The sequence below is a fragment of the Brevibacillus sp. NSP2.1 genome, from assembly GCF_000470975.2.
Taxonomy (GTDB): Bacteria; Bacillota; Bacilli; order Brevibacillales; family Brevibacillaceae; genus Brevibacillus; species Brevibacillus agri.
Window position 1 is genome coordinate 3,803,508 of sequence record NZ_CP048274.1, and the last position, 15,875, is coordinate 3,819,382.

Sequence of the window (15,875 nt, forward strand, 5' to 3'; positions counted from 1 at the left end):
GTCCCTCTCAGTACGAAGAGGATTCATCGAGCCCGTCTCCCCAGTTTGGCCATGCGCCTTGCTCTGGCATGGAGGCGACGCACTGGGTAGGCGGGAACATCATGTTGTTGTGAAACGGCTGCGGGCCACGGCTGCTTCTCACGCGTCTGCGCTTTCTGTACTCCGGGCTGGCCGAGGAACACTCACATGATGACGATGACTCCACTGGTTCTGGGCAAACAGGCAGCTTCGCGCGAGGCTGTCTAGGCGGAGACGGTGGATATGGCATAGGCATGGGCGGATGCATCGGTTGCAGCGGATACAGCGGCATTGGAAGCGGCATCGGACGTATCGGCGGCATTCCGAACGGGATCATCCCCGGGAATGGCGGCATCATCTGCCACGGGCTGACAAACGGCCTGTAGGGAAACATCGGCTGTCCCGGGCCTGGACCTGGGAACGGCCTTTGCCATGGCCCTGGCCCCATCTGCTCCGGACTGACCAGTTGTCTTCCCGGCTGCTGCGGCATAGGCATTCTCGGAGCCGCGCACGGCGGGCAAGGTCGCACAGGCGGGCATGGCCGAAACTTTGGCGCAGGCGGCAGCGGGTGCACTTGCTGCTGCGGCGGTCTCGGTGGCATCGGCATCGGGCGTACCTGCTGTGGCGGCATTGGCTGCAGAGGGCGCACCTGTGTCGGAGGCATCGGCGAAAACGGCCTCACCTGGCCTGGTGGGATGTTTGGCTGAGTCTGAACAGGCGGGCATGGCGGACACTGGATCGCAGGCGGTGTCTGCGGCTGAAGCGGCCTGATCTGTGTAGGCGGCAGCGGCGGTACGTTCGGCATCGCGATGTTCGGCGGGCTGGGAGGCTGGTAAATATACGGGCTTACTTGCGTTGGCTGCACGGGCGGAACGACAGGCCGGGCTGGCGTCGTCGGCACTGGCGGCCTCTGCGGCTCTAGGTTGATGTTCGGTCCGGGTGGCTTTGGCGGAACGACCCTCTCCGGCAGCGGTGCAGGCGTTGGCGTTGGCCGGATCGTCTCTGGCGACACAGACGGGGTTGGCGAAGCCGGGGGCCTTTCCTTCGCTGGCGGCGTAAACGGAATCTCCGGACTCACTCTTGGCTTGGATTCCGATTCAATCCGCACCTCTTCCTCTTGTTCTTCCGGCTCGATCGGACGCCGCTCAATCTGCAGCGGAACTTCCTCCGACTCAGGCTCGGTAATCGGCCGTTCTTTTACATATGGAGCCGCCTCGCTCATCGGGTGAGGCGTTGTTCGTGGCTGTGGTCTGACAGGAACGCGCTTTGCCGGAATTTTGATTCTCGCTCCGGGATAGAGCGTGTCGGGAGTTTTGATCTGGCTGTTTAAGCGCAGCAGTTCCTTGTAATCGACGCCGTATTTTTTGGCGATCTTCCACATGCTCTCGCCTTTTTGTACGATGTGAATCCTCAATGTTTCTCCTCCCTTGCGTAAAAACTCCCTACCATGGTATGCACCCATGGGCGTTTTGCTCCTTTACGCCTTGGCTTTCTTGAACGGGGGAGAGAAAAGAAAAAAGCCAATTTCTAAAAATTGGCTTTTTGCATATAAAACGGATACGTTCCAAGCTGGCGCACCTGACAGCCGATCGCTTCAATCTCGGCAAAGGCTCCCGGCAGCAGGACATCATCCATTTTTTGCTCGATATCAATGACAAAATAGTAGCTTCCCAATGCTTTTTTCGTCGGGCGGGATTCAATCCGCGACAAGTTGACTTTTCTCCAGGCAAACGCCGCCAGCACCTGGTACAGCGCCCCCGGGAAGTCTTCCGGCAGCGTGACGAGAATCGTCGTCTTTTCGCGCGCAGACGCCGGCAGCGCAAGCGGTTCCTGGCCGACGAGCACAAAGCGGGTGTAGTTATTCGAATAATCTTGAATTTGCTCGCGTGCGAATTCCAGCGGATAAATCTCCACATTCAGCCTGGTGCCGACAGCAGCCCACGGCTCTTCGGGATGCTCGCTCACGGTTTTCGCTGCCAGCGCCGTGCTGTTCACGTACTCGATCTGGGCGTGCGGCAAGTTTTCGCGCAAAAAGTTGTGGCTTTGCGCGATCGCCTGCGGATGCGACAAAACTTTCGTAATCGCAGACAAAGGCAGCGGCTGCTCCCTTTTTGCCACCAGCAAGTTTTGCGTAATCGGCAGCGCCAGCTCGGCCATAATCGGCAAGTCGACTTCGTGAATGAGCCAATCCAGGGTGGAGTTGACGGTTCCTTCGATGGAATTTTCCATCGGCACAACCCCGAATGCCACTTCCTTGTTGGAAACGGCGTTCAGCACATCAATAATGCTCGGGTACGGAACGAGCGAGATCGGCTGGTCTTGCGTCAAAGACCGGGCCGCCTCTTCCGTGAACGTTCCGCGAGGTCCGAGAAAAGCGAGTTTCTTCTCCATGGCGTTCTCCTATCCAACTATGCTCTATCTCTGATGGATTTCTACTTGTACGCCATTTTCGTCCGGCTGCAAAATCATGACACGGTAAGTAATGCCGTGCCCTTTCATCACGCTGTCCACGAATGCGCGCAGTCGTCCCTCCTCTTCTGCGGTAGAAAAGAAGCAAAGAATCGTCGGACCCGCGCCGCTCAAGGCAGCGCCTACGGCACCGTGCTCAGTCGCTTTGTCCAGGATTTCGTTCAAGCCAGGTACAAGTTTAGCGCGATACGGCTGGTGCAGCCGATCTGACATAGCCCGTCCCATCAGGTCGAGTCTGCCTTGTGCCAATGCGGCAACGAGCAAACTGCTATGTCCCACATTATATACAACATCTTCCTTGCTGTACACCTGCGGCAAAACGTTGCGCGCCTTTTGCGTCTCCAGCATGAAATCCGGGATGACGACGAGCGTTTGCAACCCGGCGGGAGGGGCGAAGCGAACATACGGGACGGGCTCCCCCGCTTTTTCCGGCATGGTCGCCACGATGATGCCGCCAAACATCGAGGCTCCCACATTGTCGGGGTGTCCCTCCATCGCTGTTGCCCGTGCGAACAGCTCTTCGCGGGTAAATGGCTCCCCGGCAAGCTGATTCGCCGCCACCAGCGCGCCGACAATCGCCGCGGCACTGCTGCCCAGCCCGCGCGTCAAGGGAGCGTCGCTCGAAGCCCGTATCGCCAGCTCCGGAACTGCCAGCCCGGCTTCTGCAAACAAGCCCGCGGCTACTTGATACAACAGATTGCTTTTGTCTGCCGGCGTCCCTTCCAGCTCTTTTCCAACCAGCTCGACGGTTGTCTGCTCGCTTACTTCCATTTCCACTACCGAATACAGTTGAAAAGCCATTCCCAAAGCATCGAAGCCCGGCCCCAGATTGGCTGTGCTTGCGGGAATCGTTACTTTTACGCGCTGCTCGCTCATGACACGACTTCGCTTTCGCTCTGGCGAACCAGTTGCATGACGGCTTCATGTGTCGCAGGCACCGAGCGCGGCTCCTCGCCTACGAGCTTCAGGGCGATGTTCGGGTCTTTCAGGCCATTTCCGGTCAAAACGCAAGCAACCTTGACGCCCTGTGGAAGCTTTCCGGCCTGATGCAGCTTGATGATGCCCGCCAGCGATGCGGCAGATGCCGGTTCGCAGAAGACGCCTTCGTTTTTCGCCAAAAGCTGGTACGCCTGCATGATCTCTTCGTCCGTCACGCTGTCGACGAGTCCGTTCGATTCGGCGATCGCGTTCAGAGCGCCATCCTTGCTCGCAGGGTTGCCGATGCGGATTGCTGTTGCGATCGTCTCCGGATTGGGTACAGGCTGTCCGAGCACGAGAGGCGCCGCTCCCGCTGCCTGGAAGCCGTACATGTGCGGCAAGCGGCTGGATTTGCCCGCTTTCTTGTACTCTTTGAAGCCTTTCCAGTAGGCGGTGATGTTTCCGGCGTTGCCCACGGGAATCGCCAAAATGTCCGGTGCGTCAGCCAAGGCGTCGCACACTTCGAACGCTCCTGTCTTTTGCCCTTCGATCCGGTACGGGTTGACGGAATTGACGAGCGTAATCGGCTCTTTCGCCGTAATTTCGCGCACGATGTTCAGCGCCTCGTCGAAGTTGCCGTCGATGGCGATCACTTCCGCGCCATACGCGATCGCTTGCGCCAGCTTGCCGAGGGCGATGTTGCCGCTCGGAATCAACACGATGCAGCGCAAGCCGGAGCGCGCGGCGTAAGCAGCGGCAGCAGCCGACGTGTTGCCGGTGGAAGCGCACATGATCGTTTTGCTGCCTTCCTCTACTGCCTTGGCGACAGCCATCACCATGCCCCTGTCCTTGAACGAGCCTGTCGGGTTCAGCCCCTCGTACTTCACGTACAGCTCGACGCCGAGCTGTTTGGACAGGTTTGGCGCGTGAATCAACGGTGTATTTCCTTCGTGCAGGCTGATGAGCGGTGTCTTGTCCGTAACCGGAAGAAACTCCCGATAGCGTGCGATGATGCCAGATTGTCGATCCGAACTCATTATTTGTCTCCCCCTTCTACCCGGTAGCAGCTTTCAATCTTGGACACGATGTCCATTTGTTCCATGTAGGCAATGACTCCGTCCATGTCGCTTTTCGAGGACAGGTGCGTCACCATGATGATTTCCGCCTCGCCGCCATTGTTGTACGGCTGCTGGATGACTTGCTCCAGGGAAATGTTTTTGTCAGCCAAAAGCTGGGTGATCTGCGCCAAAACGCCGCGCTTGTCTGTCACTACGATCCGCAGGAAGTATTTGGACAGCTTTTCGCTGTCGTCCTTGAGAATTTTTTCTTTGTACGGAGCGACCATTCCGCGTCCGTTTACCCCGAGCTTTCTGTTTTTCACAACGGTAACGAGGTCGGACACGACTGCGGTCGCAGTCGGAAGCTCGCCCGCGCCCGGCCCATAGAACATCGTCTCGCCAACCGCTTCGCCGTGAACGTACACTGCGTTGAACACGCCGTTGACGGAAGCCAGCGGATGCGATTTTGGCACCATTGTCGGCTGCACGCTCACCTCGATCGCTTCCCCATCGCGTCTCGCCAGGCCCAGCAGCTTGATCTCATAGCCCAGTTGCTTGCCGTAGGCGATGTCCTCTTTGCTCACTTTGCTGATTCCTTTGACGTCCACGTCTTCGAGCTTCATCGGTACGCGGAAGCCGAGCGTCGCCAGAATCGCCATTTTGCGGGCCGCGTCGAAGCCTTCCACGTCAGAGGTAGGATTCGCCTCCGCATATCCCAACGCTTGCGCCTCCTTCAAAACGTCGCTGTAGTCTGCCCCCTCCTGGCTCATTTTGGTCAAAATGTAGTTGGTCGTCCCGTTGACGATGCCCATCATTTTGGTGATGCGGTCAGAGGAGAAGCCTTCCACCAGCGCGCGCAAGATCGGAATGCCGCCTGCCACGCTCGCTTCGTAAAACACGTCGCAGCCTTTTTCCTGCGCCTTGTTCAAAATTTCAGCGCCGTGCAGCGCCATCAAGTCTTTGTTGGCTGTCACCACATGCTTGCCGCGCTCCAGTGCTGCGAGAATGTACTCCTTCGCCGGATGGATGCCACCGATGACCTCGACGATCACCTCAATGTCCGGATCATCCAGAAGCTCAGCAGGTTCTGTCGTCAGCAGATTATCCATGGAACTGATATTGCGGGATTTCTCGGCGTCCTGCACGAGAATTTTCGTAATCTCAATCCCCAGTCCCGTCTGCTTTTGCAAGTCGTCCTGATGCGCCTGGATGATGCGGACAACCCCTGTCCCTACTGTGCCAAACCCCATTAACCCCAGATTGATGCTTTGCTTCTCCATTGTTTCTCTCCTCCTACCCTTCTTTTACCCTCTGCCGACGATCATCGCTTTGCGAACGCCGGGGATTTCTTGCAAGCTTTCCAGAAATTCCGTGCTGGATACGCGCAGGTTGGCCATATCGACAGACATGGAAATGTTGGCAATCCCTTGCAGCGGAATCGTCTGGTTGATCGTCAGCACGTTCCCGCCTTGTTCTGCTACGTACGTGAGCACCTTGGACAAATAACCGGACATGTGCTCCAGCGAAAACGTGATCGTCATGATCTTTTCGCTCATCATGGCATTGAAGGGAAAGATACCGTCCTTGTATTTGTAAAAAGCACTTCGGCTCAGTCCCACCCGCTCCACTGCCTCATTCACGGTGTCCACTTCGCCGGATTCCAGCATCTTTTTCGCTTCGATCGTCTTCACGATAGATTCTGGTAAGATGTCAGATCGTATCAAGTAGAACTTCTCTTCCCGTTTCACCGTCGTGTCCTCCTGAGAAAAACAGTTGTTTCTTCATAGAGGACATTATAACGGATACCGTCCGCTGTGACAATCCTTGAACGCCAATTTTTTTCACCCAACCTGATTCGGTTCACTCGGGTTACATGAGCTTGGCGCGCTTCGCGCAAACTAAAAGCGGTTGAGGAAGAGGAGGTGAAAGACAGATGGCAGGACGCGGAAAGTCGGACAAATCAGAGCGCCGCAACAATCACCCGGCCGGGAAGCCGAGCAGCCTGGATCAGTTTGGCGCTGATCTGCGCGGCAAAAAAATGGCGCAATCCCCGAACATCGTCGAAGATCCGAGCGGCAACAAATAAGTCCGCCAGAGTGATCTGCACCTTTGCTCGCTGAAATAGGAAAAACCCGGGATGCCAGATCCCGGGTTTTGTGCGTGTTACTCGTATGAATTAGTAGGCCAGCGAGGACAGGCCGTTGATATGAGTCAGGTAGCGCACGTTGCTCGCTTCCTTCATCAAGGTAGCTGGCAAGCCTTTCAGCTTCAGTTGGCTTGCGCCGATGGTGCCGATGGCGTCTTTGCGGCCCAGGCTGCCCAGCGTACCGGAGAATACCGGCTTGAACGTGTCCATTTTGGAGCCGTTGAAGTGCGCGAACAGGTTGTAGCCCACCACTTCGCCCATTTGCCATGCCAGTTGCGCAGTCGGCGGGTATGGACGGCCTTCTGGTCCCATCACGACCGCGCTGTCGCCTGCGAGGAATACTTCTGGGTGAGAAGTGGATTGCAAGTATTCGGTAACGGTTGCACGGCCGCGGTTTACTTCAATGCCGCACTCCGCCACTACGCGATTGCCTTGCACGCCGCCTGTCCAAACCATTGTTTTGGTTTCGATGGTGTTGCCGTCTTTTAAGCATACCGTCGTTTCTTTCATTTCAGTTACCGGAACGCCCGTCAGGAACTGAACGCCGCGTTTTTCCAGGCTTGTTTTCGCACGCTCTACCAGGTCAGGGGCAAAGCCTGCGAGGATGGATGGTCCTGCTTCTACACAGTAGATGGACAGGTCTGCAAAATCTACGCCGTATTTGCGGCACAGGTTCGGCAGCATGTCGGCGAACTCGCCAACCAGCTCGATCCCGGTCAGGCCGCCACCGCCAACCACGAAGGTGGCATCTGCCTTGTTTTTGCTCTTGCTGTACTCTGCTACGCGCTCTTCGAGGTGCGCGCGCAGACGGTTTGCTTCCTCTACCGATTTCAGCGTGAAGCTGTACTCTTGCAGGCCAGGAATGCCGAAGAATGCCGTCTCGCTGCCCAGCGCGATTACCAGTGCATCGTATTTGATAGACTCGCCGCTCGCCAGAGTCACACGCTGCGATTCGAGGCCGATTTTTTCCACAGTATCAATCACGAGGTTGATATCTTTGCCGCGCAGCAGTCTTTCCAGTGGCAGCGCCACGTTTTGCTCAGACAGGTTTCCTACTGCCAAGCGGTGCAGCTCCGTGATGATTTGGTGCGTAGGGAAACGGTTCACAACCGTGATCGTCGCTTCTTCAGCCGTCATGTGTTTACGTGCAGTCAAAGCGGACAGCAATCCGCCGTAGCCGCCGCCCAAAATGAGAATATGCTTCGCCATGCCCAATCCTCCGTCCTTGTCTCTCGTAGGTTATCGTAATTAGCGTTTTTGCTGCTGGCGCTCTGCCAAAACTTCCAGGAATGCCTGGGCGAAACGCAATGTTTTTTGTACTTGCGGGTCTTTCAGCATTTTGAGCATGCCAAACAAACCGATAGTGGATTCCTCCGCGTGCGCGCGGTCGTTTGCTTCGATCGCCGCTTGTGCGATGCCTTTTGCCTTGTCAGAGATCGGCTTGACGAACTCTTCCACGCCGCCCTTGATGTCTTCGATGAGCACTTGGTCGTTGGCTACGGTTTGTACCAGGTCGTACGTTTTGGTGAGGATGGTTGTCATCTCGGCCAGCTTCGGCAAGTTTGCCACCAACACATTCAGGGATTCTTGAATTTCTGGCTTCATCAACTGATCGAGTACATCCATTTGCTGCTCAGGTGCCAGGGTAGCGGTGCTTGCTACTTCCGCCTGAGCTTGTTGCGTGGTTGTTTGAGACATAGAAAAACGTCCTCCTTTGCTTTGGAATAGAGGCCTTCTTTCTCGATGCCTGTTCATACGAGTAACGGCCGCCATTCTCCCAAAATACCGAAAAGCCTATGTGCTTGTAATATTTTTCACAAACTGAAGCAACACAACAGCGTAGAATAATCAAAAGTGCAAGATTTCACAAAGTGATATTCAGGAAAGCGTACAAAACAAATCCACCAGGTGAACAGGCTCGATTCAGAACTCTATGTACTCTACTATATACCTTCTTCGCGGGAACAGCAAAGGAAAAAAAACCGCTTCCTCAGGAAGAAGCGGCAGACGTGAGTTTTTTATAGTAATCTTTGATGAGTTGGTGATGCTTTTCATTGATATCCGTAAAAATCAACTCGATCACGGTTTGCTTGTCGTCGAAAGTTTTCTCCACGATTTTTGCCATCATGACGATTTCCTGGCCAGTCGACGGAACTGTGAACGAGAGGTGGAGAAACTCTCCCTTTGCCACGTAGCCTTCTGTGCCGAGAATAAGCCGTGTGGGGGAAAGCTTCAGCAGCACAGCCTCTCCTTTTTCCTCGATCGGCCTTGCCCCCATCACCTTGTACGGGACTCGGATGTCGATTCCCGGGGAGATGGGCTCCTGCTTGCGGCCTGCCACAATCTCGACGCCGACGCTGACCGGAACCATCGCCAACAGCTTGATTGGCCAGACCGTTTCTTCTGAAATGACTTCCAGATCAATCGTGTTAATAGCCGCATCCGATTCCCACCGAACACGTACCGTTGATCCGAGCAGTTCGGTCCTTGCTTCGGCCTTCATCTCAAGAGAGACAACGAGATAACTGCTTTTGACATGCTCTACCATTACTTGAATGGGCGCTTTGACCTGTCTTGAGATCATCATCGGCAAAGAAGCACCGCGTTGGAGGCGTTTGTCCGCCATGAAAGGGGTAAGGGATGGGATATCAATCATTTTTGTTTGTCACTCCACAAAGTCAAACTCTAATTTGCCAATCCGAACGGTATCCCCGTCTTTTGCGCCGTGCTTGCGCAATGCCTCGTCCACGCCCATGCTGCGCATCTGTCTTGCGAAGCGCTGAGCGGCGTCATAGCTGTTGAGGTTCGTCATGCGCACCAGCTTCTCGATTTTCTCGCCGCTGACCACGAACACATCGTTGTCGCGGGTAATCTCGAATGGCTCCGGCTCTTTTTCCGCCCGGAACACCACGCGCTCTTCCACTTCTACAACTTCCTCGACCGTCGGCTTGTCCGGAATCGTCGAGAGCATGTCGCCTATCGCGTACATCAATTCCTGGACGCCTTGTCTGGTCGCTGCCGAAATCTCAAACACGTTGACATCCGGCACTTTTTCCTTGAAGCGTCGCAAGTTTTCCGCCGCTTCCGGCACGTCCATCTTGTTGGCCGCGATAATTTGCGGACGCTCCTCAAGCTTCAGGTTGTAGAGCTTCAGCTCGCGGTTAATCTGCAAGTAATCTTCGTAAGGATCGCGTCCATCCACCCCTGCCATGTCGATGACGTGAACAATCAGGCGGGTGCGCTCCACGTGGCGCAGGAATTGGTGGCCAAGCCCCACACCTTCGTGCGCGCCTTCAATCAGCCCCGGCAAGTCAGCCATGACAAAGCTCTGCTCGCCCAAATCCACGACACCCAGATTCGGCGTCAACGTCGTAAAATGGTACGCTGCGATCTTTGGCTTCGCCGCAGTCACACTGGAGAGCAGTGTCGATTTTCCGACGCTCGGATAGCCAACCAGACCGACATCCGCAATCAGCTTCAGCTCCATGACGATGTAGCGCTCCTGGCCCGGTTCTCCGTTCTCCGAAATATGTGGGGCGGGATTGGACGAATTGGCAAAACGGATATTCCCCCGTCCGCCACGTCCGCCTTTGGCGATCACAGCGCGCTGGCCGTGCTCGACCAGATCGGCAATGACTTCTTTTGTGTCGTCATCAATGACGGTCGTGCCCGGCGGTACGCGGACGATCATATCCTCCGCTCCGGCTCCGTGCTGCGACTTGTTGCGTCCGTGCTCTCCGCGCGGCGCCTTGAAATGTCTTTGGTAGCGGAAGTCTACGAGCGTGCGCAGTCCTTCATCGACTTCAAACACGACATCGCCGCCTTTACCGCCATCGCCGCCTGCCGGTCCGCCAAGCGGCACGTACTTCTCCCGGCGAAAAGAAACGGCTCCGTTCCCACCGTCTCCGCCTTTTACATAAACTTTTACCTGATCGACAAACATGGTGTCACCTCTTTCATTGCGCGAATGGAATCAGCAAGTCCAACACCCATTCGCCTTCCGTCTGTATCCACTCGGTGACCTCCACCGTACTTTGCTCGCTATTCCGTATCAGCTTTTCCAATTTTTCCATTCCGGATGCATTCAGCTCTCCGGCCAGGTCAAAACGAAAATGAACGCCTCGTTGATCCGCCTGCAAGCTTACGTGCATACTGGCTGGCTCGTAGCCATTTTGGTCTACATGATCGTTCACTGTGCATAATATCTCCGACACCAACTGAAACAAGTGCTGCTCGTCCAATGCTATTCGCGTGAGATCCACATCATTGCACACGTCTACTTCCAAAAGCATTTCCTTGTTCAGCGCATTGAATGTCAAGAAGAAGACGGACAACAGGGAGTTGTTCAAACGCGCGACCATTGATTCCTGCATCGCCATCTGCGCGATGCGCTTCAAGTGCGCCTCTCCCTGCTCAGTACGGTTCATATGCAAATAGCCGAGCAGAACCTGAACGTGGTTCAACCAGTCATGCCGCTGCCGATTCAGTACGGCCAGCAACTGGTCTGTCTGATGCGTAAGCAGTCTCCGCTCGTCCCCCATCACATTCACCCAAGTCGATAAGAATTTCTTTCCTAACTATTGTACCATAAAAGAAGCCGGGACAATGAGAAAACTTGGCTGCGCCCAACTATTTTGGCGCAAACTGTTCCGCTTTGTTCCGTTTGCCCGAAAAGCAAAAGAAAACCCAGCAACGATGCTGGGTTTTCCTGGAACAAATATTTACGCTTCGGAAGCAACTGGTTCGATCACAACTTGCTTGCGATCGCGGCCCAGACGCTTGAAACGAACAACGCCATCTGCAGTTGCAAACAGAGTGTCGTCTCCGCCTTTCATTACGTTCGCACCTGGGTAAATCTTCGTTCCGCGTTGGCGAACGAGGATGTTTCCGGCAGTAACGAATTGACCGTCACCGCGTTTCACGCCCAGACGTTTGGAAATGGAATCACGTCCGTTTTTAGTGGAACCTACCCCTTTTTTCGATGCGAAAAACTGAAGGTCCAAATTAAACAGCATGTTCATATCAGACACCTCCCTGCCATTTATGGTCATTCACTTTTACGTATTTCCCGTACTGCGCCGCAACTGATAACAGGGCGATCACCATGCTCTCAGCCAAAAGCTGCTGCTTTTCTAGTATGTCCGCCGCTTCCGAGGAAGCGAGCGTCCACTTCAGAAAGCCGCCGCCTTCTTGGGCGACTGAAACTTGCGGTGTCAGTCCCGTCAGCGGCTGCACGCTGTTTAATATACCAAAGCTGATGCCTGATACGGCGGAACAAACGATGTCCGCCCCATAAGCACCCGCATTGGCATGTCCGGAAATACTAATTTCATGGATACCGTGCTGCGCACGGCTCACGATCACTTCGATCATATCAGGTCACCAAAATTAAGCGTTGATCTTTTCGATCACAACTTTGGTGAACGGTTGACGGTGACCTTGTTTGCGACGGTAGTTTTTCTTGGCTTTGTATTTGTACACGATGATTTTTGCAGCTTTACCGTGTTTTTCTACTTTACCAGTTACCGTTGCACCAGCTACTGTAGGAGCTCCTGCAGTAACTTTGCCGTCTTTGCTTACGAAGAGAACTTTGTCAAAAGTAACAACTTCTCCTTCATTGCCAGCCAATTTCTCGATGAAGAGAACGGAACCCTCTTCAACTTTGTATTGCTTTCCACCGGTTTCGATAATTGCGTACACTGTGTGCACCTCCTATACTCAGACTCGCCTCTACAGGTGCGCCGACTGGCGGCGACTTATGTACCCGATTCGTGCGGTTACAGTATGCACAAGACATAGCTGCATGACAAACATTAGGTTATCATAGCAGCAAGCGCCCAGTCAAGTCATTTTGCGATTGTTTTCGGACAAACGCTCTGCCTCCACCGCATTTCCCGCGTAGGTAATCCGGTAGCCGTCCGGGGCAAGCCGCGGTTGCTCGCGCTTATAGATGCGCAGAGGCCAGTTGGTGGCAGCGGCTGTTCCCCCGTCCCCGGCGTCCACGAGCGGGAAAAGTCTGGTGGAAAGCTCCACGACCGCCGCCTCCGCCTGCTGCGAACGGGCCAGTCCGGCGAGCTCGTCTTGCAGACGCCGGAGGCACTCGTCAGCACGCAAAACTCGCCCGCGTCCCTCGCACGCCGCACAAGGCTCGGTCAGCCGCTCCACCAGGCTCGCTCTCACCCGTTTTCGCGTCAGCTCGACCAGTCCAAGCGCCGTCATTCCAAGCACAGTCGCTGGAACTGCATCCCGGGCCAGCTCTTTTTTCAGCGTCGCCAGCACCCTTTCTTTGTTGGCAGGCTCCTTCATGTCAATAAAGTCAATGATGACGATGCCCCCGATGTCGCGCAACCGAAGCTGTCTGGCGATTTCCTTTGCCGCCTCCAGGTTGGTTGCGGTGACAGCCTGCTCTCGCTGCTGGCCGCCTCCTCCGGTAAACGAGCCGGTGTTCACGTCGATGACGGTCATCGCCTCCGTCCTGTCAAACACGAGAAAGCCGCCGTTGCCAAGCGGTACCTCGCGCTGGAGAGCCCGCTCCAGCTTGGCCTGCACGCCCAGTTCGTCAAACAGCGGCGCTTTGCCCGTATGTTTTCGCAGCAGGCTTTGCGCATCCGCTGCAAAGGCGGCAAGCGCTGCCTTTACTTGCTGATACGTAGCGGCATCCTCCACCACCACTTCATCGAGCCCTTCCGCCAGCGCCTCTCGCAGCGCCGCTTCGACCGCGTCCAGATCGCTGCCGATTCGCCCGGGCGACTTGCGCGCAGCAGCCTGCTGGCACACGCCCTCCCACCGCTTGCGCAAGTAGGCTAGCTCGCTCGTCAACTGCTCGCTGTCCACTTCAGCCGCCTCCGTCCGCACGATGACTCCTTCTTTGCTTCCGAGCAGCGGCGCGATCATCTGCTCCAGCCGCTGCCGTTCCTCTGGCGCGCTAATTTTTCGCGAAAGAGACAATCCTTCCTCTACGGGCAAATACACGAGGTAGCGCCCTTGCAGGCTGATTTTCAGCGAAATTTTCGGAGCCTTGAGCTCTGAGCCTTCCTTGATGACCTGGCAGATGACATACTGACCCGCTTGCACACGCTCGGAAATGCTCGGCTTGCCCTTTTCGCCAGACGCGGCTGGAAGCGTGTCATCGACATACAAGTAAGCGTTTTGCCCGCACCCAATGTCAACAAAAGCGGATTGGATTCCTGGCTTTACGTCCGCGATCCGTCCGTAGTAAACATCCCCTGCGCTGACGTGCTCGCCTGTCTCCTGCGTCCGCCATTCGCTCAGTTGCCCATCCGTAAGAAATGCGATCCGCACGCCGCACCTGCCGCTTATTGCCAATTGTCTCACTGCACTCACACTCCGTATTCCCGTCCTTTTCCGGCAGCCCAGCAGGATTGCCGGACTCACAGGAAGTAATCTAACATAGGCATTCGGAAAAAGAAAGGCGAGATTTCCCCCGTCCCGCTCGACGCTTCAGCCAAAGAGCAGTACGGCTACGCCAAAAGAAAAAGCTTCCCCGCCCCGAATGGCACGAAGGAAGCTTGCGCGATTGCCTGCTGCTGGAATGGCGTCCGCCAGCATCCGTTGAGCGTTAACCGTTACAGGAGCTTGCCCACCGCAGCATCGTGCTTTTGTTCGAATAACAGGGCGTGCAGCAGTTGCTCCTCTGCCAAAAGTCCCGCCCCCTGCACGTAGAACAGGTGGGAGCGGCCCCGGCGCAGCTTATGCGACACCGCCAGCACCGTCTCCTCCGGGCGGACGCGGATGGCCTGCACGGCCGCTTCTTCCTGCCTGCGCCCGTACTTTTCCACCAGAAAGCGAAAAAATTGATACGGAAAGCGCAAAAACGACTGAATGTTCATCGCGAGCAAGTACAGGCCGATGATGAGCAGGTTGAGCTTCAGATCGAGGCCGGACACCCCGACGAGAATGCCCGCGAGCAAGGTGCTGCCCGCCAGCGAAACGAGTGCTGCCTGGCGGTAGGACATGAACCAGCAAAGCATCGCCAGCACGATCCGCCCGCCGTCCAGCGGCCAGATCGGCAACAGATTGAACAACGCGATCGTAGCGTTGCTGACGAGAAAAAACCGGGACCATTCTTCCGTCCAGACGCCTGTGTACCAAAACAGGTACGAGGCTGCCATCATCACCATGTTCATAAACGGCCCGGCAAGCGCCACAGCAATCTCATCCAGCGGGTCTGTGGCGTAGCTGTTTTCCACCGTCGCCACCCCGCCAAAAGGGAGCAACTGGACCTCCTGCACTCGCCAGCCCAGCTCGCGAGCCATCGCCACGTGTCCCAGCTCGTGAATGAGGACGATCACAAACAGCGTAATCACTTCCAAAAAGTGGCCTGTAAGCACAGACACACCGATTACTGCCCAAAAGAGCAGGTGAATGCGAAAACGTATGTCCAGCCATCCGCCATTATTCAAACGGGATCACTTCCAGCGGATCGACAAACTGCTCATCTGTTTTCGCTGCGAAGTACAAATGGCGCTCTGTTCCGTTCACCACCCGTGCCGTTCCAATCACCTGTCCGGGCGACAACACCTCGTCTTTTGCCACGCCGACACTGTCCAGATTGCCGAGCCACACTTCCCGTCCTTTGGTCAGCCGGACAATGACAGTCGTCCCGAAGCCAGGCTGCTCCCCGACGTAGGAAACCCATCCCGCCTCCCCGATTTTCACCTGCTCGCCGACTCCCGTATCCAGCACAACCTTCGTATCTGGCGCTTCATAAGCTTTCACGACTTTCCAGCTCGCAGGCAGCTTCCAGACAGCCACATCCTTGGCTGTACTTGTCGCCGGAACCGCGCTTGGCCCCGGAACCTGAGGCAGCAGCGTTGGAATCGGGCCGAACCGGGCTTCGTACCAATCTGCCACGCCCGCGAAGTTAAAATCCCGCGTCATGACCTCGCGCGCGGAATCTTTCCAGTTAGCCGGGATCAGCGACGTTTGGAACAACAAGTACGCCATCCCCAGCAAAAGGACGGAAGCAAAAATTTGCAGCCCCCATTTTTCATGAGAAGGCGGCGGCGTCCCTTCGTCGTTTTCCTTCAAGGAAAACCCGAACGGATCAGTCTCTACTTCGATTGGGTCCTTCCAGTCGTCCACGTAAGGAGAGAAACTGTCTCGTGATTGTGTACGGATTCGCTCCAGCCGCTCCCGCCGTCTTTCTTTTACACGATTTGCTCCACCGAACATGTCCATCCCTCCGCAGGCCAAGCCTTTGTTCCAGTTTATGACTTGTCTGCCGGCTTTATGCCGCCCGCTCC

General features: G+C 55.8%; 18 protein-coding genes and 1 other annotated feature. Of the genes, 1 reads left to right on the forward strand and 17 read right to left on the reverse strand.

Annotated features, from left to right (window positions below; translation table 11 throughout):
* Positions 1 to 7 precede the first annotated feature (7 nt).
* The 6 genes from M655_RS18530 to thrR all read right to left on the reverse strand — a co-directional run bounded on the left by M655_RS18530 (position 8) and on the right by thrR (position 6,211).
* Complete coding sequence (locus tag M655_RS18530) at positions 8 to 1,432, reverse strand: LysM peptidoglycan-binding domain-containing protein (protein WP_152344145.1); 1,425 nt, start codon at positions 1,430 to 1,432, stop codon at positions 8 to 10.
* A 113-nt stretch (positions 1,433 to 1,545) separates the two neighbouring features.
* Positions 1,546 to 2,409, reverse strand: a complete 864-nt coding sequence (pheA, locus tag M655_RS18535) for a prephenate dehydratase (RefSeq protein ID WP_005832402.1) — start codon at positions 2,407 to 2,409, stop codon at positions 1,546 to 1,548.
* Between the two features lie 24 nt (positions 2,410 to 2,433).
* On the reverse strand, positions 2,434 to 3,363 hold the full coding sequence (thrB, locus tag M655_RS18540) for a homoserine kinase (RefSeq protein WP_005832401.1): 930 nt from the start codon (positions 3,361 to 3,363) through the stop codon (positions 2,434 to 2,436).
* Positions 3,360 to 4,442 (reverse strand): threonine synthase, encoded by a 1,083-nt coding sequence (gene thrC / locus M655_RS18545; protein WP_005832399.1) that lies wholly within the window; start codon positions 4,440 to 4,442, stop codon positions 3,360 to 3,362. Before thrC ends, thrB begins: the two co-directional genes overlap by 4 nt.
* Complete coding sequence (locus M655_RS18550; RefSeq protein WP_026558426.1) at positions 4,442 to 5,743, reverse strand: homoserine dehydrogenase; 1,302 nt, start codon at positions 5,741 to 5,743, stop codon at positions 4,442 to 4,444. The genes thrC and M655_RS18550 overlap by 1 nt, the downstream gene beginning before the upstream one ends.
* Positions 5,744 to 5,767: 24 nt before the next feature.
* Complete coding sequence (thrR, locus tag M655_RS18555; protein ID WP_005832396.1) at positions 5,768 to 6,211, reverse strand: transcriptional regulator ThrR; 444 nt, start codon at positions 6,209 to 6,211, stop codon at positions 5,768 to 5,770.
* 185 nt (positions 6,212 to 6,396) lie between these two features.
* Between thrR and M655_RS18560 the strand changes: the two genes are divergently transcribed.
* Positions 6,397 to 6,549, forward strand: coding sequence for a hypothetical protein (locus tag M655_RS18560; RefSeq protein WP_007782400.1), 153 nt, complete (start codon positions 6,397 to 6,399; stop codon positions 6,547 to 6,549).
* Positions 6,550 to 6,639: 90 nt separating this feature from the next.
* On the opposite strand, the gene M655_RS18565 is transcribed toward M655_RS18560, so the two are convergent.
* The 11 genes from M655_RS18565 to M655_RS18615 all read right to left on the reverse strand — a co-directional run bounded on the left by M655_RS18565 (position 6,640) and on the right by M655_RS18615 (position 15,804).
* Positions 6,640 to 7,818, reverse strand: coding sequence for an NAD(P)/FAD-dependent oxidoreductase (locus tag M655_RS18565; RefSeq protein ID WP_005832394.1), 1,179 nt, complete (start codon positions 7,816 to 7,818; stop codon positions 6,640 to 6,642).
* 39 nt (positions 7,819 to 7,857) lie between these two features.
* A complete protein-coding gene (locus M655_RS18570) occupies positions 7,858 to 8,307 on the reverse strand; it encodes a DUF1641 domain-containing protein (protein WP_005832392.1) in 450 nt (149 codons plus the stop codon).
* A 292-nt stretch (positions 8,308 to 8,599) separates the two neighbouring features.
* Positions 8,600 to 9,265 carry a PilZ domain-containing protein gene (locus M655_RS18575; protein WP_005832390.1) on the reverse strand — a complete coding sequence of 222 codons (666 nt, stop codon included), beginning with the start codon at positions 9,263 to 9,265 and terminating at the stop codon, positions 8,600 to 8,602.
* 9 nt (positions 9,266 to 9,274) lie between these two features.
* A complete protein-coding gene (gene obgE, locus M655_RS18580) occupies positions 9,275 to 10,552 on the reverse strand; it encodes a GTPase ObgE (RefSeq protein ID WP_005832387.1) in 1,278 nt (425 codons plus the stop codon).
* Between the two features lie 13 nt (positions 10,553 to 10,565).
* Positions 10,566 to 11,150 carry a Spo0B C-terminal domain-containing protein gene (locus M655_RS18585; protein WP_005832384.1) on the reverse strand — a complete coding sequence of 195 codons (585 nt, stop codon included), beginning with the start codon at positions 11,148 to 11,150 and terminating at the stop codon, positions 10,566 to 10,568.
* A 180-nt stretch (positions 11,151 to 11,330) separates the two neighbouring features.
* Complete coding sequence (gene rpmA, locus M655_RS18590; protein ID WP_005832382.1) at positions 11,331 to 11,624, reverse strand: 50S ribosomal protein L27; 294 nt, start codon at positions 11,622 to 11,624, stop codon at positions 11,331 to 11,333.
* 7 nt (positions 11,625 to 11,631) lie between these two features.
* Positions 11,632 to 11,982, reverse strand: coding sequence for a ribosomal-processing cysteine protease Prp (locus tag M655_RS18595; protein ID WP_005832380.1), 351 nt, complete (start codon positions 11,980 to 11,982; stop codon positions 11,632 to 11,634).
* Between the two features lie 15 nt (positions 11,983 to 11,997).
* Complete coding sequence (gene rplU, locus M655_RS18600) at positions 11,998 to 12,309, reverse strand: 50S ribosomal protein L21 (RefSeq protein WP_005832378.1); 312 nt, start codon at positions 12,307 to 12,309, stop codon at positions 11,998 to 12,000.
* A 10-nt stretch (positions 12,310 to 12,319) separates the two neighbouring features.
* Positions 12,320 to 12,398, reverse strand: a sequence feature (ribosomal protein L21 leader region).
* A 52-nt stretch (positions 12,399 to 12,450) separates the two neighbouring features.
* Positions 12,451 to 13,944, reverse strand: a complete 1,494-nt coding sequence (locus M655_RS18605; protein ID WP_026558427.1) for an Rne/Rng family ribonuclease — start codon at positions 13,942 to 13,944, stop codon at positions 12,451 to 12,453.
* A 251-nt stretch (positions 13,945 to 14,195) separates the two neighbouring features.
* Complete coding sequence (locus M655_RS18610; RefSeq protein ID WP_005832374.1) at positions 14,196 to 15,032, reverse strand: M50 family metallopeptidase; 837 nt, start codon at positions 15,030 to 15,032, stop codon at positions 14,196 to 14,198.
* Entirely contained in the window at positions 15,025 to 15,804 is a 780-nt protein-coding gene (locus M655_RS18615) for a M23 family metallopeptidase (RefSeq protein ID WP_005832372.1), read from the reverse strand. Before M655_RS18615 ends, M655_RS18610 begins: the two co-directional genes overlap by 8 nt.
* Positions 15,805 to 15,875 lie beyond the last annotated feature (71 nt).